The sequence below is a fragment of the Streptomyces sp. NPDC047043 genome (assembly GCF_040644055.1).
Lineage (GTDB): Bacteria > Actinomycetota > Actinomycetes > Streptomycetales > Streptomycetaceae > Streptomyces.
Map to the genome: position 1 here is coordinate 198,125 of NZ_JBEYVO010000010.1, position 20,499 is coordinate 218,623.

A 20,499-nucleotide genomic window follows, 5' to 3' on the forward strand; every position below is an offset into this window, starting at 1 on the left:
CCCGGACATCAGCACGCCTCCACCGCCGCGCGTACGACGGGGTCGAACACCCCGGTGGTGTCGGCCGCGAACGGGGCGCCGGGCCGACCGTACTCGCGGGCCGGGTCTCCGAGCGCGCCGGTCGCCCTCGTCCAGGCCGGCGCCTCGCCGCGGACGAACGCGACCAGGTCGGCGTGCATCAACACGCCGAGTTCCGCGGGCGGGTCGGCGCCGAGTGCCGCCGTGACGCCGGGTGCGTCGAGGACGTCGTAGAAGAACGGGATGTCGATGCAGTGCGTGGCGCCTCCGGTGGTCGGGGAGGGCCATTCGAAGGAGTACAGCCAGGTGCCGGCGGGGGCGTGTCGGCGGGCCGCCGCCGCGCGGGGGCAGGCGGCGCGGAAGAAGGTGTCCGTGAGGCGGGTGCCCGCGGTGCGTGCGGATTCCGGTGCGGCGGGGCCGTCGAACTCGTCGCCCGTCGCGCCGAGCAGCAGGGGTAGGTCGTGGCTGTGCGCCGCGAGTCCGTCGACCACGGGTACCGGCAGGATGTCGTCGCCGACGAACGGGCCGAGTACGAGTGCTTCGTCCGCCCTCAACTCCCTTACTGCCCACTGCAGTTGGTCCCTGGTGCAGGTGGCGAACCCGTCCCGCGTCGGGGGCACGGCGAGCCGTTCCCCGAGCCGTTCCAGGAAGCCGCGAGCGGTGTCCTCGGCCACCTCGAAGAAGCCGCCGGACAGGCTGACCGCCCGCTGGAAACGCCCTTCTGCCGCCGGCGAGGAGAGCAGCGCCAGCACCGCAGCGCCCCCGGCCGACTGTCCGGCGAGGGTGACCCGGCCCGGATCGCCGCCGAACGCGGCGATGTTGTCCCGCACCCAGTCCAGAGCGAGCAGCAGGTCGCGCAACCCTCGATTGGTCGGTACGTCGTCCAGCGGGGCGAACCCCTCGACGCCCAGGCGGTGTCCGACCGTCACGGTGACCACGCCGTCGCGGGCGAAGGAACGGCCGTCGTACCAGGGGCTCGCCGGGCTGCCCGCCAGGAAGCCGCCGCCGTGGACCCACACCAGGACGGGGCAGTCGGCGCGGTCGACCGGGGCGACGACGCTCAGGTTCAGCACGTCGTCGCCCGGCACGGACGGTTCCGGGATCGTGGTCGCCTCGAACAGCGGCACGACCTGGGCCGTGGCGCCGTGGCGCGTCGCGTCGTACGGCTGCGGGAACCGGCCGCGTCGGACCGGTGCCGCGAACCGCCGTGCGCCGACGGGCGGTTCGGCGTACGGGATGCCGAGGAAGCGCCGTACCCGGCCGGCACGGCGGCCGACGATCGTGCCCGCGGGGGCCTGCACCATGTCTGTGGTCGTCATCGTCACCGCATCCCCGTCCCGGCGACGCCCTGCACGAAGTACCGCTGCAGGAACAGGAAGAGCACCAGCACCGGCAGCATCACGACGATCGCGCCGGCGAGCATCAGGCCGTAGTCGGTGACGTGGGCCGCCGCCTGGCTGGTGGCGGCGAGGCCCACCGGGAGGGTGTAGGTCGACATGCTCTGGGCGACGATGAGCGGCCAGATGAAGTTGTTCCAGGAGTACAGGAACGACATGATCGTGATCGTCGCGACGGCGGGACCGGCCAGCGGCAGGAAGATCCGGAAGAAGATCCGGAACTCGCCCGCGCCGTCGATCCGGGCCGCCTCCAGCAGCTCGTCGGGGATCGACAGCGCGTACTGACGCATGATGAACACCGACAGCGGAAGTGCCACCGAGGGCAGTGCGATGCCGGTCAGGGTGTCCGCGAGACCCATGTCGACGGTGATGACGAACTGGGTGATGAACACCGACGTGACCGGCACCATCATCGCCGCCATGACCGCGCCGAACGCCAGCCGCCTGCCCGCGAACTCCAGCTTGGCGAGGGCGTATCCGGCCGCCGACGCGGCCACCACATTGCCGACGACCACCATGACCGCGACGACGACGCTGTTGACCAGGAACCGGCCGAAGCCCTGCGTCCGGAACAGCCGGACGAAGTTGTCGAGGGTCACGTGGTGCGGCAGCCAGGCGCCGGGGTCGGAGCGGATCTCGTCCAGGCTGCGCAGCGAGCCGCTGAGCACCCAGACGAACGGCAGCAGCGTGAGCAGCGCGCACAGCAACAGGGCGCCGTAGAGGGCGGGTCGGGAGACGGAGCGGCGGCGGACGGCGATCCGCTCGGCGGTCGGTTCGGCCTTCTGCAGCGCGGCGACGGCGGTCATGAGCGGGGCCTCAGCAGTCGGAACTGGACGACACTCACCAGGGCGACGAGGACGAGCATCACGAAGGACGCGGCCGAGGACACGCCCAACTCGCCCACCCCGAACTGGTGGTAGGTGTACAGCGCCACCGACTCGGTGGAGCCGAGCGGGCCGCCGTCGGTGAGCAGATACGGCTCGTCGAACACCTGGAGGTAGAAGACGGTCAGCAGGACGGAGACCATCAAGGTGGTCGGCATCAGCATCGGCAGCGTGATGTGCCTCAACTGCCGCCATTTTCCGGCCCCGTCGAGCGATGCGGCCTCGTACACGTCCTGCGGGATGGCCTGCAGACCGGCGAGGAACAGCACCATCGCGGTGCCGAAGTTGCGCCAGACGCCGAGCGCGATCACCACGGGCACGGCCAGGTGCGTGTCGTCCAGCCAGTTCGGCCCGGCGAGGCCGACGGCACCGAGCACCTTGTTGACGGTGCCGTTCTGGTTGAAGGCGTACCGCCAGATCAGGGCGACCGCGACGATGTTCGTGACGACCGGCGCGAAGAAGACGGTGCGGAAGGCGCCGCGCAGCCGCCGGATGCCGGAGTTCAGCGCCAGGGCGAGCGCGAAGCCGACGCCCATGGTCAGCGGCACCCCGACGACCACGAAGACCGCCGTGTTGAGGATGTCCCGCAGAAAGCTGTCGTCCTGGAACAGACGGACGTAGTTGTCCAGGCCGGTGAAGTTCACCGCGAACGGATGACGCAGGTCCGCGCCGCGCAGATCGGTGAGGCTGAAACCGAGCGCGGAGACGGTCGGGATCGCCGTGAAAAGCAGGAACACCACCGTGAACGGCGCGAGGAACAGCCAGGCGACGGCCGTCCGGCGGGTCCTCACTTCGCTCCCGTGCCGAGACTCTCGGCGTACGCCTGCACGCTCGCGGCGGCCTTCGCGGCGCTCTGCGTGCCCTTGGCGACGGCCTCCGTCTCCTTGCCCAGCCGGGTGGCGACCTGCTGCCAGGTGGTCACCTGCGGGAACGCCCGTGTGTTCTTGAGCTGGGTGAGGAAGGCGTCGAGCAGCGGCTGCCCCTTGATGGCCGGGTCGTCCCAGGCGGAGACGACGGCCGGCAGCGAGCTGTACGCCTTGTACTGCGCGACCTGGGTGCTCGGCTCGGCGAGGTGGCGGACGAACTTCCAGGCCGACTCCGCGTTCCCGCTGTCGGCGAGCACGCCCCAGCTGCCGCCCGCGGAGAAGGAGACACTGCTCGACGAACCGGCCGGCAGCGGTGCGGTGGCGACATGGGACGCCGTCCAGCCGTCCTTCTTGGCGGTCGTGTCGAGCTGGCCGATCACCCACGGCCCGGTGATCATCGTGGCCGTCTTCCCGGACACGAAGTACGGCTGGGCATCCAGGAAGGTCGGCCCGCTGGTGTCGGCTGCCTTGGAGGTGAAGAACGAGGCGTTGTACTTCAGCGCGTCGACCATCGCCGGTGTGTCGAGGGTCCACTTGCCGCCCGAGAGCAGCGAGCCGCCCGCCTGCCAGGCGTACATCGCGACGTCCTGGCCGTTGAAGATGTCCCAGCCGATGTCGGCCCCGAGCCCGTGCCCGGCGCCCGCGCCCTGGAGCGCCTTGAGGAACGGCACCATCTCGTCCCAGGTCGTCGGCGCCTTGACGCCGGCCTTCCTGGCGAGGTCGGAGCGGTAGACCAGCGCGTACGTGTACGCGTACCAGGGCACCGTGTAGGCGACGTCCCCGGCGACACCGGCGTCCCACAGGCTCTTGAAGAAGCTGTCCGGGTCGACGAGACCGTCCGGCACGGCTTGCAGGATCGAGGAGTCCAGGAACTGCGCCTGCGACTCCGGGAAGAACTGCGCGACGTCCGGTCCCTTGCCCGCCGCGATCGCCGACTGGAGCTTGGTGTAGTACTCGGCGTTCGGGATCAGCGTGAACTTCACGGTGAGGTCGGGGTTCGCCGCCTTGAAGGGCTTGATGACCTTGTTCAGGACGTCGGCGTCGCCCTGGGCGGCCCAGACGTCGAGGCTTCCGGTGGCCGGGCTGTTGTCGATGGGCGAGGCGGAGGTCTGGGCGGCCGTGGTCTCACTGCCGCGGCCGCAGCCGGTCAGGGCCGAGGCGCCGAGAAGCGCCAGGCCGGCGGTCAGTTTCAGGGCGCCACGTCTGGAGGGATTGGACACTCGGGGGCTCCTGGGGGATTTCGCGAGAAAGCAGCGTTATTGGCTGCCAGCGAAGCTACGAACGCGGTGTTGCGGCGGCGTGGCCGAGCCATCACGAATAATTTCGGAACTTGTAGCGAAATCGATTGACCCCGCCTTGCCCGGAAATCCCCCAGTTCCCCCTGCCTCATCTCAATCGGCCTGCCTCACCTCCACCGAGAGGTCGTTGTCGACCGTGTAGTAGGGCCGCACCACGCTGCCCCCGACGGTGGCCGTCGGATAGACGAAGACCTCCTTGCGGTCCGCCACGTCGTCGAGGAGGCGGGCGACGCGGACGAGAGGGGCCTCGGGTGCGGGTCGGACGAAGACGTTCCAGACGCCGCCCCCGGCTCCCGTGGCCGCGGCCAACTCCTCGTGGGTGATCGTGACGGAGAAGGTCCGGCCGTCGTCTGCGACCCGTGACGCCGGCGTCCGTACGGTGTCTCCGCTCCCGCGCAGCCGCAGGTGCACCGCCGCCCCGTCCCGGAGCGAGGCGCCGTGCAGGCGTGCGCTCAGCGTGATCGAGCGGTCGGTGACATCGATGCCGTCGGCCTCCGCGTGGGCGGGGCGCAGCCAGGCCCGGACCGCGAGATGGCCGTCCTTGGTGACGTAGGGGATGCGGACGGCCAGCGGTGCGGGCCGGTCACGGAGGTGGCCGTCGACGAGGGCCCGCAGGTCGCGCAGGCCCGGGCGCAGCCGCTCCCGCCGGGCCCCCTGCTCACGAAGCAGGTACACGTCCCAGCGGCCCTCCGCGAGGACGGCGTCCGGGCCCAGGACGGCGCGTCGGCCACCGTCCTCGGCGGGTTCCAAGTCCAGTACGTGCAGGGCGTTTTCGGGCTGTCCCTTCTTCGGGCGCAGCCGTAGCAGCAACTGCCCGCCCTCGGCGGGCCGTGCCGGTACGTCGAAGGTGATCCGGCCGTCCGCGTCGACCGCGCAGCCCACGCGCGCTTCCGTACTCACCGCTGCCCCTTCCGCAGTGCGCGCCGTACGCTGCCCGCCGCGGTGTGCGCGGCGTCGCGGGCGGCGAAGCCGTGGCCGTACAGGACGCGGTGCACGCGGGCGCGTTCGCGGACGACCCGGTGGCCCGCCCTGCGCGCCGAGACCGCCTCGGAGATCAGGCGTTCGGCCAGCCCGACCACCGGACCGGGAGCGAACCGGCGGGCGTTCTCCAGGGCCGCGCGGCCCGTACGGCGGCGCCGCTCGTCGTCACGGACGAATTCCAGCAGGGCCGCGCCCAGCGCCTCGCGGTCCCCGACGGGCACCAGCCGGCCGTCGACTCCGTCCGCGATGATCTCGCCGGGACCGTGCGGGCAGTCGGTGCTCACCACCGGCAGGCCGCAGCGCATGGCCTCGACGATCGTCATGCCGAACGGCTCGAAGTTGGAGGCGGCCGCACCGATCGAGCCCTTGACCCACTCCGCCTCCATGGGTGTTGCCGCACCCATCAGGAAGACGTTGTCCCACACGCCGAGATCCGCGATGAGCCGCCGCAGCCGGTCGTGCTCCTCGCCCTTGCCGTAGATGCGCAGCCGCCAGTCGGGGTGTTCGGCGGCGACCGCGGCGAAGGCCTCGATGAGCAGGTCGTAGCGCTTGACCGGGACCAGCCGGCCGGCCGCGACGACCACCTTCGAGGTGCCGTCCGCGGCCGGCAGCGCCGGATCCGGCACGCTGTTGGGCAGCGCCTGGACCCGTACGCCGGGCAGCCGCATCTTGCGCCGGTAGACGGCGGCGTCCGCCTCCGTCACCGTGGTGACGACGTCGAGCCCGCGGTAGGCGCGGCGCAGCGCGGTGCGCAGCCGGGGCGAGTGGTTGTCCAGTGTGAGGTGCTCCTGCCCGATGCGGGCGACGTGCGGCGGGGCCTGGAGCGCCAGATGTACGTTCAGCCCCGGCCGCGTGCCTATCACCGCGTCCGCGTCGATCGCGGCCAGGCACTCGCCGATCCGACGGTCGGTCAACTCGCTGTACTGCCCGTACCGGTACTCGGCGCGCGGGAACACCCGGGCCGGTCTGAGATGTAACGCGTGCCCCTTCTCGTGCCGGAGGTCCACCAGCGGCCGCAGCCTCACCCGCGGGTCCAGGGTGAGGTTGGGGCGCTCCCGGTGACGTAGCACGGAGACGATCTCCACCTCGTGCCGTTCGGCCAGTGCGTGGGCCAGGTTGAAGGTGGTGGTGATGGTGCCTCCGATCCCGTAGGCGTTGTGCAGCAGAAAAGAGATCTTCATGGTGGGGTGGACCACGGCAACTTCCCTACGGTTGCCGCCTGTTACCACTTCGTTTGAATCTTCGTAACTTGTCCGTGGCTTCCTGACGGGGAGTCACCGGGCCGCGGGCGGCTACCCGATGTGGACCACATGTGCCCAGGCGGGCGGCGAGTCCGGCACGTAGTCGGGGTCGTCCTCGCGCCATCCCTCGTCGTAGTCCCGCCGGGGGAACAGACCGACCACCGTCCGGCACGGCGGCCGGGTGCTCGGCCAGGGGGTCTGGCCGTCGGTCAGGGCCACGACGACATCGGGGCGGGGCCGGGTGCGCAGCGCCTTGGCGAAGCCCGTGCGCAGATCCGTGCCGCCGCCGCCCACCAGCGGAATGCCCTCGGCACGGCACAGCGGGTGGGCGATCCTCGCCGCCGCGTCGCACGGGACCACGGTGACCAGGTCGCGGCGTCCGCCCACGGCTCGGGAGATCGCGGCAACCTCCAGGAGGGCACTGCCCAGTTCGGCGTCGCTGACCGACCCGGAGGTGTCGATGATCACGCTGACCCGGGGCGGTCTGCGCCGCAGGCTCGGCAGGACGACGCCGGGCAGTCCGGCCGAGCGCCGCGAGGGCCGGCCGTAGGTGTAGTCCTCGCCCGCGCCCGGCGCCGAGGCCGCCGAGCGGACCGCCGCGCCCAGCAACTCCCGCCACGGCTGCGGCGGATGGAACGCCTCCTCCGCCCAGCGCTGCCATCCCTCCGGGGCGCTGCCCGGACGGCCCTTGATGCCCTGCGCCACCCGGAACCGCACCGCGTCCCGCTCCTGCCTGCTCAGGCCGTGGGCGCCGTCCGGACCCAGCTCCCACTCCCGGTCCAGTCCGTCGGCGCCGCTGCCGCAGTCCAGCCAGGCATGCAGCTGTGTGCGCGGGCCCAGCCGGAACTGGCGCAGATAGTCCTCCATGAGCTGCCCCTCCGGCAGCTGCAACGTCCTCGGCACGACGGCGCCTTCGGGCTGGACGAGTCCTTCGCCGAACGCGTCGTCGTTGATCTCGCAGTCAGCGGCGATGTTCATCCGCAGCCGTTCGCCGGGGCCGGTCAGCCCGCGCTCGCGCGCGACCCGGTCGCTGCGGCCGTGGTGGTCGCGGAGCAGGTGCGAGACCTCGTGCACCCATACGCTCGCGAGCTCCTCGACGGGAGTCCGTTCCACGAACGCCGGCGAGACATAGCAGCGCCAGTGCCGGTCGACGCCCATCGTCGGTACGTGGTTCGACTCGACGGTGTGCAGGGCGAACAGGGCGGTGGCGAGGTAGGGCCGGGCGCGGGCGGCCTGGAGGCGGGCGGCGAAGAGCTTGTCCAGGTCCAGCGTGCCCGGCGCGTCGGCGGCCGTCATCGGCGCACCTTCGTGGCGGCTGTTGCGGCGCGGGCCGCCGCCTGGTCCGCCCGCCGGGACAGGGTCACCACTCCGGCGAGCTTCTCGATCGACTCCGGTACGTCCCAGTCCTCGCGGCGCAGCGTCGCGAGGGTGGTCGCCGGGACGACGACCAGGTCGGGGGCGCCGGTCTCCACCGCCCGGACCAGCAGCGTCCATGCCGCGTCCCAGCGGGACTTGTCCGGGCGCAGGCGCACCGCGGCCACGACACCGTCGAGCACGGCCTGGCGCAGATCCCCGCGCTCGGGCAGCTCGGCACCGAGCGGGTCGGCGAGGACGTCCTCGGGGTCCGGGAGGTCCATCCGGTCCAGGCTCGCCAGCAGCTCCAGCCCCGGACCGTCGCCCACCGTGCCCCTGACCAGCAGCGAGAGCACCTCCCGGGAGGAGCCGGCCGCGGTCGCGAAGGCGATCAGGCACAGGGCCATCTCCCAGCTGCGGGGCGACGGCCAGGCACCGCCTCGTCGCGTCTCGCTGCTGGGCAGCTGGTGCACGAGCTTGGGACGGGCGCCGAGCAGCCCGCACACCGCGCGGCGGGCGAAGTCCACCGCCTCCGGCAGCTTCTCCGGCGTGAGGCGCGGCAGGGTCGCCCGCGGCCAGGTCCCGCCCAGGCCCCGTACGACGACCTCGTGGTCGTGGGTCCACTGCAGGTGCACGAACCGGTTGGCCAGCGGCGGGCTCAGCTCCCAGCCGTCGGCCGCCGAGGACCGCGGGTTGGCGGCGGCCACGATCCTCACGCCGGGCGGCAGTTGGAGGGAGCCGATCCGCCGCTCCAGCACCAGCCGGAGCAGCGCGGACTGCACGGCCGGCGGCGCGGTGGACAGTTCGTCCAGGAACAGCAGCCCCCGGCCGGCCCGGACCAGACGGACCGCCCAGTCCGGCGGGGCCATCGGGACGCCCTGTTCCGCGGGATCGTCCCCGACGATCGGCAGCCCCGAGAAGTCGGACGGCTCGTGCACACTGGCGATCACCGTGGTCAGCGGCAGGTCCAGGGCCGCGGCCAGCTGAGTCAGTGCCGCGGTCTTGCCGATCCCCGGCTCACCCCACAGCAGCACGGGCAGATCGGCGGCCACGGCGAGCGTCAGGGCCTCCAGTTGGATGTCGGGGCGCGGTTCGGTGGTCGAGTCGCGCAGCAGGGTCAACAGGCCGTCGGCGACGTCGAGTTGGGTGGTGGGGGCAGGGACGGACAGGGTGCTTGTGGGCATAAGTGATCACCTTTGGGTTCGTGGCGAGCGCGATGGACGGACGCGGAGGCGCGGGAGGAAAAGGGGAGCGAGGCCCCGGGTCAGGCGAACGTGTGGCGCGGGTGCGTGCGGTGGCTGCGGGGACGGGGAAGGCCCGGACGGATGCGGTCGGGCCCCGGGCCGACCAGACCCGACCGGTACAGCCCGTAGGTGATCCGCCGCTGCGCGGCCGCCTCGAGTTCGTCCCGCAGCGGGCCGTCGCGCAGCACCGCCTCGGGGCCCAGCAGGCCCTCTACGACGGCCAGCGCGCCGGCGACGTCGCCGTGGTCCAGGCGTTCGCGGACACCGGTGAGACAGTCCGGGCGGCGGTGCGCCGCGTCGATCGCCTGGAGGCAGGGAAGCGGAGTGCCGGTCAGTGCGACCAGCAGTTCCTCCCGCCGGATCTCGGCCGGGTCGTGGTCCAACGGGGCCAGCACCCCCTCGACCAGAGCGATCCGGTGTCGCGCGCCCCGGCACTCCACCAGATGCGGCTGTCCCGGCCGGTCCTCAGGCCCGGGTGGACCGGTCGGCAGGTGATCCGGTACGAGAGCGGAGGCGACCAGCGGGTGCAGCCGCTCGGCGTCGATCGCACCGCTGCGGAGCAGTTCCAGATCGGGCGGTGTCCAGGTCGCCGCGTCGGGCAGGACGGGGAGCACGCCCGCGCCGCCGTCCGGTGGCGCCGCCGCGATCCGCACCTTGGGCGAGCAGCGCTCCCCGGTCGCCTCCAAGGCCAGCCGATGCCGGCCCCCGAGCCGCACGAGAACGGCACCGGCGGACCTGGGGCGCCCCTCGGCCCGTAGCAGAATTCCCGCCTCGGCCGCCCAACGCTCCACGGCACAGCGGTGTCCCTGCGGCACCGACCGCAGCAGCCCCGCGCCCGCCACGAGGGGTCGGCCGGCGGTCGGCCGATCCGCCCCGGACCGGACCCGCAGCTCATCGGTCCTGCGCGCGTCCCACAGATGACGGTGCAGGTCGAGGCGGAAGCGCCGGCTGGGATGGGGATGCGGATGACGGCGGGCGCCGTGGTCGGCATGGGAGCCGTCCCACAGCGCGAGGCTGATCCGCTGACCGCCGTCGGCCCAGGCCGGCGGGGTCCGCACCACGAGCTGCACCGTGCGCTCGCCGTCCGGTCCCGAGGTGTCGTAGCGGGCCAGAGCGAGGGTCAGGCCCGGGCGCAGCAGCCCGTGCGGAGCGACCCTCGGCATGTGCCAGCGCAGCAGCTCCGGCACCAACTGGCGTAGATCCGCCCGGAGTCGGGTCGCGACGTCGCGGCCGTACGCGCGCGCCACGGCACGCACGCTCAGATCGACGTCGATGCCCGCGGCGGCGCACGCCCCCGCCCAGTCACCGGCGAGGCGGCGGGCGGTCGCGGTCTCGATCATGGAGGGCGGCACGGCGAACTCGCGCACGCGCAGCCAGAAGGAAAGGCGGGAATCCCCGTTCGCGGTCTCGGTGGGCATCAGCACTCACCTTGCGCGGACGGGACCCCCAATCTGCCAACAGAGTCAGTGGTCATCGCGGGTGAGCGTATCGGGCGCTCGTCGCGGGCCGCCACGTATTTTTTGTCGATCTTTCGCTGGGAGGCCGGGTTGCCGAGCCGCCCGCGATCGCGGAGGATCTTTTGCCCCGGCCCGGCATCCCCAGGAGCTTCCCGTGACGTACGACATCACCGCCCTCCGCTCCCAATTCCCCGCCCTGAAAGCCGGAATCGCCCACTTCGACGGCCCCGGCGGCACCCAGACCCCCCAGCCCGTCATCGCGGCCGTCGCCGACGCGCTGTCCCACCCCCTGTCGAACCGGGGCCACACGGCGGAGGGCGAGCGCAACGCCGAGGCGATCGTCACCGAGACCCGTCGGGCCGTGGCCGACCTGCTGGACGCGCAGCCGTCGGGGATCGTGTTCGGCCGCAGCGCCACCCAGCTCGTCTACGACTTCTCCCGCACCCTCGCCAGGACCTGGTCGCCCGGTGACGAGGTGGTCGTCACCCGCCTCGACCACGACGCCAACATCCGCCCCTGGGTGCAGGCCGCGGCGCAGGCCGGTGCCACCGTGCGCTGGGCCGACTTCACCCCGGAGACGGGGGAGTTGACCGTCGACGACATCCGCGCGGTGCTCTCCGAGCGCACCCGGCTGGTCGCCGTCACCGCCGCCTCCAACCTGATCGGAACGCGGCCCGCGATCGCCGAGATCTCCCGACTGGCCCATGAGATGGGCGCACTGACCTTCGTCGACGGCGTCCACTACACCGCCCACTCGCCGGTCGCCCTGGAGCAGCTCGGCGCGGACTTCTTCGTCTGCTCGGCGTACAAGTTCCTCGGCCCGCACCACGGAGTCCTGGCCGCCCGGCCGGAGTTGCTGGAAACCCTGCGGCCGGACAAGCTCCTGCCCTCGACCGACGTGGTCCCCGAGCGCTTCGAACTGGGCACCCTGCCCTACGAGTTCCTCGCCGGCACCAGGGCGGCGGTCGACTTCCTGGCCGGCCTCGACCCGAGCGCCACCGGAACGCGACGGCAGCGCCTGCTCGCCGCGTACACGGCACTCGAAGCGCACGAACAGACGCTGCGCACACAGCTCGACAAGGGGATCTCCGCACTCCCGGGCGTCGTGGTCCACTCCAGGGCGGCCGACCGCACGCCGACCCTGCTGCTGACCTTCGAGAACCACAGCACGACCGACGCCTACGCCTACCTCGCGGAACGCAAGGTCCACGCGCCGTCCGGCTCCTTCTACGCCATCGAGGCCTCCCGCCGCCTCGGCCTCGGCGACACCGGCGGCCTGCGTATCGGCCTCGCGCCCTACAACAGCTCGGAGGACGTCGACCGGCTGCTCACCGCACTGGGCGACTTCCTGGCGCAGTGAGCGGGCGGGGCGGCGGTGCCGTAAGGCAACCTCCTCAGGCCCGGCCGCCGCGCTCCAGGGGGATCTTCTCGCCCGTCTCGATGGCCACCGGCAGCCGGTTCTCCGTCGGCGGCAGGGGGCAGGTCGCCAGGTCCGTGTAGGCGCAGGGCAGGTTGGCGGCGCGGTTGAAGTCGATGGTCACCCGGCCCTCGGTGTCGGGGGCGGCGATCTGCAGGGAGCGGTTCGCCGCGTACGTGGTCACGCCCGAGGTCTTGTCGGTGAACAGCACCATCAGGGCGCCGGGCGTCCGGCCGTTGAACGCGGTGAGGCGGTAGTGCTCACCGTCCAGTTCGAACTCGACCCGGCCGGGGGAGTCGTAGACGTGCTCCAGGCCCTCGACGGCGGCGCCCACGGTCACCGCGCGCGGGGAGTCGAAGGGCAGGAACCGGCCGGGGCGGACCCAGCGCGGGTCGGGCTCGTAGGCCGGGGTGCGGGTGAAGGCCGTGCGCAGCGGGTTGCCGGGGTGGCGGGGCCGCACGATGTCGTTGCCGCCGCGCTTGGCGACCTCGATCACCGCGTCGCCCCAGCCGACGTACACACTGCTGCGTTCGGCGAGGACACCGAAGTCGTGGCGGCCGCGCACCGGTTGGTCGTCGAGGGTGATCTCCTCGCCTTCGTCCAGCTCGACCACCACCCCGTCGGCGGTGCTCGACCAGGCTCCCGGGGCGTCCTCGAAGCGGGTCGGCCGCTCGGTCAGCCAGCGCAGGCTGGTGATCGCGAGGAACCCGTGCGGATCGGACAGCACCGCTTCCTTCTGCCGGTGCCACTCCTGCCATTCCTGTACGAAGCTCGCGCGGTCGACGTCCTGGACGGTCATGCCGGCTCCCTCTCGCTGCACTGGATGTGCTTCGTGCAACCACCGCGCCCGCACATGTCATCCCGAACAGCGACGCCGATCCGGCGCTGGGCGCGACGCCGATCCATGTCGTCGCCGCGCGTTGGGGCTTCCCCCGCGCCGCCGAGTTCACCCGGGCCTTTCCGCCCGGCCTACGGCGTCCCGCCGAGCGAACACCGTGCACGTGCCAGCAGTGGACTCTCAGCCAAGTAGCTGTGCACCGTCCGCCAACGACACAGCGGTGACCGTCCGCGCATCCTTGTGATCAGCGCAGGTGAGCGGACCGGGCGGGGCCAGGACCACGGGGGAGTCCTGGCCCCGCCGACGTATGGGCGGTGGGTTACAGTGACTTTGTGTTTGAATTCTCAAGCACGTCGGATGGTCGCTCACGCCCGGATCGAGGCCGGTTCCCATGCACGTCGTCATCAGTGGTTCCTCAGGATTGATCGGCGGTGCGCTGTCCGCGTCGCTGCTGGCCGACGGTCACCGGGTGACCCGACTCGTCCGGCGGGAGCCGCAGACCCGGCCCGACGGCAGCCACGAGGCGCGGTGGGACCCACAGTCCGGCGCGGTGGACCCGGCGGTGCTCGACGGCGCGGACGCGGTGGTCGGGCTGGCCGGCGCCGGGGTCGGCGACCGCCGCTGGACCGCCGAGTACAAGCGGGAGATCCACGACAGCCGGGTGCGCGGCACGACCGCCCTGGCCACGGCGATCGGCGGCTGCGAGAAGCCGCCGCCGGTGTTCGTGTCGGGATCCGCGGTCGGCTACTACGGCGAGACGGGCGAGGCCCTGGTCGACGAGTCGGCCGCCCCCGGTGACGACTTCCTGGCCGGGGTGTGCCAGGACTGGGAAGCCGCCGCCGAGGGCGCCCGGGCGGCCGGCACCCGGGTCGTCACCACCCGTTTCGGGATCGTCGTGTCCCCCCGGGGCGGCGCGATGGGCCGCCTGCTGCCGCTGGCGCGCGCCGGACTCGGCGGGCGGCTGGGCAGCGGCCGCCAGTACTGGAGCTACATCTCCCTGCCCGACACGGTCCGCGCCCTGCGGCACCTGATCGACACGGACTCGGTCAACGGCCCGGTCAACGTGACCGCACCGCACCCCGCGACCAACCGGGACATCACCGCCACCATCGGCAGGACCCTGCACCGCCCCACGATCCTGCCCGTCCCCGGCCTCGCCCTGCGCCTCGTGCTCGGCGAGTTCGCCGACGGCATCCTGATGAGCCAGCGGGTGGTGCCCGGACGCCTCCTGGAATCGGGCTTCACCTTCGAACACCCCACCTTCGAGGCGGCGTTGAGCTCGGCGGTGCACTGACGGGACGATCCTGACGTACGGCCCGGATGCGCGGCTCAGGCCCGGCTGCCGCCGTCGACGCTGAGGACCACACCGGTCACGTAGGAGGCGCGGTCGCTCAGGAGCCAGGCGGCGGCCTCGGCGATCTCGTGCGGGTCGGCGGCCCGGCCCAGCGGGGTCTGTGCGGTCAACTGGTCGATGATGCCCGGGGAGTTGGCCTCCCAGTGGTCGATCATCTCGGTGAGTGTCGTGCCGGGCGCGATCGCGTTGACGCGGATGCCCTCCGGACCGTAGGTGACGGCGGCCGACGCGGTAAGGCTGTTGACCGCCCGCTTCGCCGCTCCGTACACCGGCAGCCACGGGTTGCCCATCAGGCTGCCGACGCTGGAGTTGTTGACGATGGCCCCGCGGCCGGCGGTGGCCCGGATCGCGGCGACCTCGGCGCTCATGGCCAGCCACGGGCCCTTGAGGTTGACCGCCAGGACATGGTCGAAGTCGGCCTCCGGCAGCCGGTCCATCGGGCCGGGCTGCTGGGCCGTGGCGCCGTTGTTGAAGGCGACGTCGAGCCGGCCGTACAGCTCCACGGCCCGGTCGACCGCGGCCCGGACGCTCGCCGGGTCGGCCAGGTCGCAGCGCACGTACTCCGCGGTGCCGCCGGCCGCCCGTATGTCCTCCGTCACCGCCTTGAGCTGGGCCTCCGTACGGGCCGCGAGCAGCACCCGGGCACCCTCGCGGGCGAACAGCCGCGCCGCGGCGGCGCCGATGCCGCGACCGGCACCCGTGACGAAGGCGACCTTGCCGGCAAGCAGACCGGGGGACGTGGTGGACGTGATCGATGTGTCGTTCATGGCATCGAGCCTGCGTCCGCCCGCACTCCTCATCCAGGCATCGGCGGTACCTGGCTACGCCCACGGCATCCGCGCACACTGGACGGGTGGACCGACAAGAGCTGGCCGACTTCCTGCGCAGCCGACGCGAGCGCATCACCCCCGCCGAGGTGGGGCTGGCCGCCGGGCCGCGGCGCCGCACCCCCGGGCTGCGGCGCGAGGAGGTGGCACAGCTGGCGTACATCTCGACCGAGTACTACACCCGTCTGGAACAGGCGCGTGCCCCGCACCCCTCCCGCGAGGTGCTCGCCCAACTCGCCCGCGCCCTGCGCCTGTCGGACGCCGAACGCGGCCACCTGCACGACCTCGCGGGCACACCGCAGGGGCCGCCGCCGGGACCCTCGCGGGAGGTCCGGCAGAGCATCGTCGACCTCCTGCACCGGCTGCCGCAGGCCGCGGCGATCGTGCTCTCGGCGAGCCACGAGGTCATCGCCTGGAACGACCTGGCCGCCGCCCTCATGGAGGACTTCTCCGCCCTGTCCCGCCGCGACCGCAACCTCGTGCGGCGCGCCTTCCTCGGGCCGCACCGGGAGGGCGGTCGGCTGTACGGCGTCTCGGACGCGGAGGAGTTCGCCCGATCCTCGGTCCAGCACCTGCGCGCCACCGCGGCCCGCTACCCCGACGACCCCGAGGTGACCGCGCTGGTCGAGGAACTCCGCGCCGGCAGCGAGGAGTTCGCCCGGTTGTGGGCCGCCCACGACGTGACCGCCGCGCCCACCCTCTGCAAGACCTTCGACCACCCCGTCGTCGGCCCGGTCACCGTCAACTGCGACGTCCTCGACATCGTCGACCGCGACCAGCGCGTCGTCATCTACACGGCCGCCCCCGGCTCACCGTCCGAGGAGGCACTGCGCCTGCTGTCGGTCGTCGGGACGCAGCGCATGGGCGTGGCCGGCTGACGACCTCCTGACGGGGCTGGGTCAGGACCGTGGGGCCGAGGCGTCCACCGGCCCACCCGTCATGGCCTGCAGATGACGAAGAAAGGCGAGCGTGGCCGGGTGGGTGGGAGTGCTCGGCCAGGCCATGCGGACCGTCACGGGCGGCACGTCCGCCAGGGGCAGATAGCGCACGCCCGCGTGCGGATGGCTCTGCTCGGTGGCCTCCGCGGTGACGCCGACCGCCTCTCCCGTGGCGATCACGGTGAGCCATTCGTCGACGTTGGCCACCTCGAACGTGCGGGGGCGCCGCCCCTCGGGCCAGAGATCGGCGGTGGTGGCGGCCGTCGCACACAGCACCACCGAACGGTCGGCGAGATCCGTCAGCCGCACCGCCGGGCGCCCGGCCAGCGGATCACCGTCGGGTACGGCGGCCATGCGCCGCTCCCGGTACAGCGGCCGCACCTCGAGGGCGGCGCCGGGAGCGGGCTCGGTGCGCAGGAGCGCCGCGTCGATCTCCCCGCGCCGCAGCGCCGCCTCCGGATCGTCACGGCGGTGCACCTGCACCGGGGTCCCGGGATGCTCCTCGCGCCAGGTGCGCAGCAGCGGCACGGTGAGGTCGCCGAGCGCCGCCCAGGCGAAACCGATCCGCAGCGGCCGCACTCCCGCGGCGGCCTCCGTCAGCGCGTCGTCGAGCTGATGGAGGATCAAGTGGGCGCGTTCATACAGTCGTTGACCGGCGTCGGTGAGGGACAGGGTGCGGGTGGTGCGGTCCACCAGCCGCACGCCGACCCTGCTCTCCAGCTGCTCCAGGGTGCGCGAGAGGGCGGGCTGGCTGATGTGGAGCACGGCCGCGGCACCGGTGATGGAGCCCTCGTCGCCGATCGCCGCGAGTGCCCGCAGATGCCGTAGCTCCACATTCATAACCATGAAGCATAAGTGCTCACCGGAAGGTATTTCCCTCCCGCCGGGGGCCGGACCTACCGTCGCAGTCATGAAGATTCTGCTCATCGGCGCCACCGGCACGCTCGGCGCGGCTCTCCACAAGGCACTGGACACCCGCGGCCACGAGGTCCTCACCGTGGGCCGCAGCGGCGGCGATCTGCGTTACGACATCACCGACCCGGCGCAGGTCACCGAGCTGTACGACCGCGCCGGCCGGGTGGACGCGGTGGTCGGCGCGGCCGGGCACGTGCCGTACAAGCCGGTCACCGAGATGACCCCCGAGGACTATCTGGCCGCCTTCCACGGCAAGGTGCTCAGCCAGATCGACCTGGTGCGCCAGGGCGTCCCGCGCATCGCCGAGCGCGGCTCCTTCACCCTGATCACCGGCGTGCTCGCCCGCGAGCCGATCCCCACCGGCAGCGCGGCCTCCATGGCCAACGGCGCGCTGGAGGCGTTCGTGCGCGCCGCCGCCATCGAGATCGCCCCGCAGCGCATCAACGCGGTCAGCCCGACGGTCTTCACCGAGAGCCTCGCCGAGTACGGCGACTACTTCCCGGGGATGCCGCCGGTGGATCTCGCCGACGTGACCCAGGCGTACGTGCGATCCGTGGAGGGCGCCCAGACCGGGCAGATCTACGCCTTGTAGGGACGTACCGGCAGCCCGTTGAGGTAGCGGGAGGAGAATGTGCCGCCGTTGCCGCGGGAACACCACCGCCGGCGGGACCCGCCGGAAGTTCGACGCATCGACCGAGTACTGCGCCGCACACCGCCGGCACCCTGGAGTGTCACCGTCATGCCCGCGCCGCCTCGAAGTGTGCCGCGGCCACCACCAGGTCCTCCCAGGCCATGCCCACGCTCTTGAACAACCGCGGCCTGTCCGGCGCGAGTTGGGCCTTGCCGCGCACGAGATCGGCGAGACCCACCAACGCCCCGGGATCGACAGCCCCCGCCTCGACCGCCTGAACGATGTCACCGGCCTCCCGCAGCGCCGCCGAAGCCGCCTCCACCACCACCGTCGAACGACCGACCGCCGTCTCGTCGACCTCCCGGGCCTCCGGCTCGTGCGAACCGACGGCCACCACGGTCGCGTGCGCGGGCAGCAGCGAGCCGTCGAACACGGGTGTGCGCGCCGTGGTGCAGCAGGCGACGAGGTCCGCGTGCGCCACGTCGTCCGCGGTGCCGACCCGCGCCCCGGTCTCCTCCGCGAACGCACGGGTCCGCACGGCGTCCCGGCCGACGACCACGACGTCCCGCACCGGTCGGACGCACCGCAGGGCCTCCAGATGCGACCGCGCCTGTGGCCCCGTCCCGAACAGCACCAGCCGGCTCGCGTCCGGCGTGGCCAGCGCGTCGGCGGCCACCGCCGAAACCGCCGCGGTGCGCACATTCGTGAGGGCGATCCCGTCGAGCAGGGCCAGCGGGGCGAGCGTCTCGCCGTCCAGCAGCAGGTAGTTGCCCTGGATCCGGGGCAGCCCCCGGGCCGGGTTGTCCGGCGCGGCGCTCACCACCTTGACCCCGACGTACGAGCCCCACTGGGCCGGCATGACCAGCAACTGCCCACGTGGCACCGGGACGACCGAGCGCGGCGGACCGGCCTCCGGATCGAGCCCGCCGAGCAGGCTCGAGCGCAGGGCGCCGATCGCCGCCTCCATGGGCGGCGCTCCCTCCAGAACGGTGATCACAGCTGGAACCCCTCCTTGCCGGCCGATCATGTCCGACCGGGTCCTCCCCACGATGCGGACCGGTCAGGCCTGCCCACAAGGACCAGAAGCACCGTCCGCAGCACGTCGACCAGCGTGGCAGGTCCGTCACGCTGCTGACGCCGAAGCCCGTCTCGACCGGCACGAGCGTGACCGCGGTGTCGGTCACCCCGTGCTGCACATCCGGTGCAGGCCGAGCGCCTGATCCACCCGGTTCATGGACGTCAACGGTTGGGTGAGCCACGATGGCGGGCAGAAAGCTGATCAGCGTCCAGCCACCTACTGACGGCCCAAGCCGCACCCGCCGACCCGAAGCCCTCGGCCCCGGGGCGGCCTCCGGAAGGGACGGTCCGTTGTCCTCCTCATCCACCTTCCGCTCCGTTCCGCAGACCGCCGAAGTCGTGATCATCGGCGGTGGTGTGATGGGTGCCAGTGCCGCGTTCCACCTCGCCGAGGCCGGGGTCACCGACGTCGTCGTGGTCGAGCGCGGCGAGCTGGCCTGCGGCAGCTCGGGCAAGCCGATCGGCGGCGTCCGCGCCCAGTTCTCCGACCCGCTCAACATCGAACTGGGCAGCCGAAGCCTGCGCGCCTACCGGGACTTCCCCGACCGCCCCGGCGCCGACATCCGGCTCGACAGCGTCGGCTACCTCTTCCTGCTCACCACCGACCGGCAGGCCGCCGACTTCGAGGCCAGCGTCGAGACCCAGAACGCCCTCGGCGTCCCCACCCGCATGATCACCCCGGACGAGGCCCGTGAGCTGTGCCCCTACGTCACCACCGACGGACTCGTGGCCGCCACGTACTCGCCCACCGACGGCCACGCCCGCCCCGGACTCGTCGTCCACGGATACGCCGACGCCGCCACCCGGGCCGGCGTCACCTTCGCCACGCACACCACCGTGACCGGCATCGACACGGCCGGAGACAAGGTCACCGCCGTGCACACCGACCGCGGCCGCATCGACTGCGCCACCGTCATCTGTACGGCGGGCGCCTGGTCGGCCCAGATCGGCGACATGGCCGGCGTCCACCTCCCGGTCCGGCCGGTCCGCCGCCAACTGGCCTTCACCGAACCGCTGTCGCCCCCGGCGCCCCGCATCCCCTTCACCATCGACTTCACCTCCTCGGCCTACTTCCACAACAGCGACGACGGTCTGCTGTTCGGCCTTGCCGACCCGCGCCAACCGGACGGCTTCGACACCACCTGGACCCCGGAGTGGCTGGAGCTGTTCCAGGACGCCGTACGGCAACGGGCCCCCGAACTGGCCGACATGAAGACCGTCGGCGGCTGGGCCGGCCTCTACGAGGTCACCCCCGACCACAACGCCCTCATCGGACGCTCCGGCGACCTGGTCAACTTCCTGTACGCCACCGGCTTTTCCGGCCACGGCTTCCTGCAGGGTCCCGCTGTCGGCGAGATCCTGCGCGACCTGCACCTGGAGCGCGAGCCGTTCGCCGACATCACCCCGCTCAGCGCCGACCGCTTCCGGGCCGGAGCCGGGATCCGTCCCGAAGCCCACGTGGTGTGACCGCCGAGGCTCACGTGGTGTGACCGCCGAAGCTCATGTGGTGTGACCGGCGAGACCCACTTCGTGTGTCCTCCCGAGGCCCCGTGGTGCGAACTCCCCGGATCGAAAGGGCACTTCGGCTCGCGCGAGGGCAACGAACGCGCCTTGCGCGCACAGGGGCGACGCCGAACGGCTCGGTTGCATCGGCCGCGTGGCCGCCGTGTGGTCCTGGAACTCCGCCGTGGTCCTGGCCTGCGACCGGTTCCTGGCCCCAGGCCGCCGGCGAGGTGGGCGCGCCGCGCTCGTCAGCGTCACCG

Annotated in this window: 18 protein-coding genes and 1 pseudogene; 6 read left to right on the top strand and 13 right to left on the bottom strand. The window is 72.5% G+C overall.

From position 1 onward, the window contains the following. Positions 1-8 precede the first annotated feature (8 nt). The 9 genes from ABZ880_RS17800 to ABZ880_RS17840 form a co-directional block, all read right to left on the bottom strand. On the bottom strand, positions 9-1,337 hold the full coding sequence (locus ABZ880_RS17800) for a carboxylesterase family protein (RefSeq protein ID WP_361263198.1): 1,329 nt from the start codon (positions 1,335-1,337) through the stop codon (positions 9-11). A 2-nt stretch (positions 1,338-1,339) separates the two neighbouring features. Continuing rightward, the gene (locus ABZ880_RS17805; protein WP_361263201.1) at positions 1,340-2,221 is read right to left on the bottom strand and encodes a carbohydrate ABC transporter permease; all 882 of its coding nucleotides are present in this window, start codon (positions 2,219-2,221) and stop codon (positions 1,340-1,342) included. Then, positions 2,218-3,090 carry a sugar ABC transporter permease gene (locus ABZ880_RS17810; RefSeq protein WP_361263204.1) on the bottom strand — a complete coding sequence of 291 codons (873 nt, stop codon included), beginning with the start codon at positions 3,088-3,090 and terminating at the stop codon, positions 2,218-2,220. Before ABZ880_RS17810 ends, ABZ880_RS17805 begins: the two co-directional genes overlap by 4 nt. Then, a complete protein-coding gene (locus ABZ880_RS17815) occupies positions 3,087-4,385 on the bottom strand; it encodes an extracellular solute-binding protein (RefSeq protein WP_361263207.1) in 1,299 nt (432 codons plus the stop codon). The genes ABZ880_RS17810 and ABZ880_RS17815 overlap by 4 nt, the downstream gene beginning before the upstream one ends. A 171-nt stretch (positions 4,386-4,556) precedes the next feature. Further along, positions 4,557-5,363 carry a hypothetical protein gene (locus tag ABZ880_RS17820; protein WP_361263210.1) on the bottom strand — a complete coding sequence of 269 codons (807 nt, stop codon included), beginning with the start codon at positions 5,361-5,363 and terminating at the stop codon, positions 4,557-4,559. Further along, positions 5,360-6,625 (bottom strand): glycosyltransferase family 4 protein, encoded by a 1,266-nt coding sequence (locus tag ABZ880_RS17825; RefSeq protein WP_361263482.1) that lies wholly within the window; start codon positions 6,623-6,625, stop codon positions 5,360-5,362. Before ABZ880_RS17825 ends, ABZ880_RS17820 begins: the two co-directional genes overlap by 4 nt. 111 nt (positions 6,626-6,736) lie before the next feature. Next, positions 6,737-7,981 (bottom strand): VWA-like domain-containing protein, encoded by a 1,245-nt coding sequence (locus tag ABZ880_RS17830; protein ID WP_361263213.1) that lies wholly within the window; start codon positions 7,979-7,981, stop codon positions 6,737-6,739. Then, the gene (locus ABZ880_RS17835; protein WP_361263216.1) at positions 7,978-9,222 is read right to left on the bottom strand and encodes an AAA family ATPase; all 1,245 of its coding nucleotides are present in this window, start codon (positions 9,220-9,222) and stop codon (positions 7,978-7,980) included. Before ABZ880_RS17835 ends, ABZ880_RS17830 begins: the two co-directional genes overlap by 4 nt. An 80-nt stretch (positions 9,223-9,302) precedes the next feature. Next, entirely contained in the window at positions 9,303-10,700 is a 1,398-nt protein-coding gene (locus tag ABZ880_RS17840; RefSeq protein WP_361263219.1) for a hypothetical protein, read from the bottom strand. 193 nt (positions 10,701-10,893) lie between these two features. Here ABZ880_RS17840 and ABZ880_RS17845 point away from each other — a divergent pair, with 193 nt between their 5' ends. After that, positions 10,894-12,099, top strand: coding sequence for a cysteine desulfurase-like protein (locus ABZ880_RS17845; protein ID WP_361263222.1), 1,206 nt, complete (start codon positions 10,894-10,896; stop codon positions 12,097-12,099). A 34-nt stretch (positions 12,100-12,133) separates the two neighbouring features. Here ABZ880_RS17845 and ABZ880_RS17850 read toward each other — a convergent pair whose 3' ends face one another. After that, positions 12,134-12,955, bottom strand: coding sequence for a DUF1684 domain-containing protein (locus tag ABZ880_RS17850; protein ID WP_361263225.1), 822 nt, complete (start codon positions 12,953-12,955; stop codon positions 12,134-12,136). Between the two features lie 74 nt (positions 12,956-13,029). On the opposite strand from ABZ880_RS17850, the pseudogene ABZ880_RS17855 reads away from it, so the two are divergent. Further along, positions 13,030-13,186 (top strand): annotated as a pseudogene (locus ABZ880_RS17855) (AraC family transcriptional regulator); the annotation flags it as partial. 199 nt (positions 13,187-13,385) lie between these two features. After that, a complete protein-coding gene (locus ABZ880_RS17860; RefSeq protein ID WP_361263228.1) occupies positions 13,386-14,288 on the top strand; it encodes a TIGR01777 family oxidoreductase in 903 nt (300 codons plus the stop codon). A gap of 35 nt (positions 14,289-14,323) precedes the next feature. On the opposite strand, the gene ABZ880_RS17865 is transcribed toward ABZ880_RS17860, so the two are convergent. Further along, entirely contained in the window at positions 14,324-15,115 is a 792-nt protein-coding gene (locus ABZ880_RS17865) for a glucose 1-dehydrogenase (RefSeq protein WP_361263231.1), read from the bottom strand. Positions 15,116-15,201: 86 nt separating this feature from the next. Here ABZ880_RS17865 and ABZ880_RS17870 point away from each other — a divergent pair, with 86 nt between their 5' ends. Beyond that, positions 15,202-16,053 carry a helix-turn-helix transcriptional regulator gene (locus tag ABZ880_RS17870; RefSeq protein WP_361263234.1) on the top strand — a complete coding sequence of 284 codons (852 nt, stop codon included), beginning with the start codon at positions 15,202-15,204 and terminating at the stop codon, positions 16,051-16,053. Positions 16,054-16,074: 21 nt separating this feature from the next. Here the strand turns inward: ABZ880_RS17870 and ABZ880_RS17875 are convergent, their stop codons facing one another. After that, positions 16,075-16,953, bottom strand: coding sequence for a LysR family transcriptional regulator (locus tag ABZ880_RS17875; RefSeq protein ID WP_361263237.1), 879 nt, complete (start codon positions 16,951-16,953; stop codon positions 16,075-16,077). A gap of 70 nt (positions 16,954-17,023) precedes the next feature. On the opposite strand from ABZ880_RS17875, the gene ABZ880_RS17880 reads away from it, so the two are divergent. After that, complete coding sequence (locus ABZ880_RS17880) at positions 17,024-17,620, top strand: short chain dehydrogenase (protein ID WP_361263240.1); 597 nt, start codon at positions 17,024-17,026, stop codon at positions 17,618-17,620. Positions 17,621-17,765: 145 nt separating this feature from the next. Here the strand turns inward: ABZ880_RS17880 and ABZ880_RS17885 are convergent, their stop codons facing one another. Beyond that, positions 17,766-18,656 carry an ornithine cyclodeaminase family protein gene (locus tag ABZ880_RS17885; RefSeq protein ID WP_361263243.1) on the bottom strand — a complete coding sequence of 297 codons (891 nt, stop codon included), beginning with the start codon at positions 18,654-18,656 and terminating at the stop codon, positions 17,766-17,768. Positions 18,657-19,027: 371 nt separating this feature from the next. Here ABZ880_RS17885 and ABZ880_RS17890 point away from each other — a divergent pair, with 371 nt between their 5' ends. Further along, positions 19,028-20,203, top strand: coding sequence for an FAD-binding oxidoreductase (locus ABZ880_RS17890; RefSeq protein WP_361263245.1), 1,176 nt, complete (start codon positions 19,028-19,030; stop codon positions 20,201-20,203). Positions 20,204-20,499 lie beyond the last annotated feature (296 nt).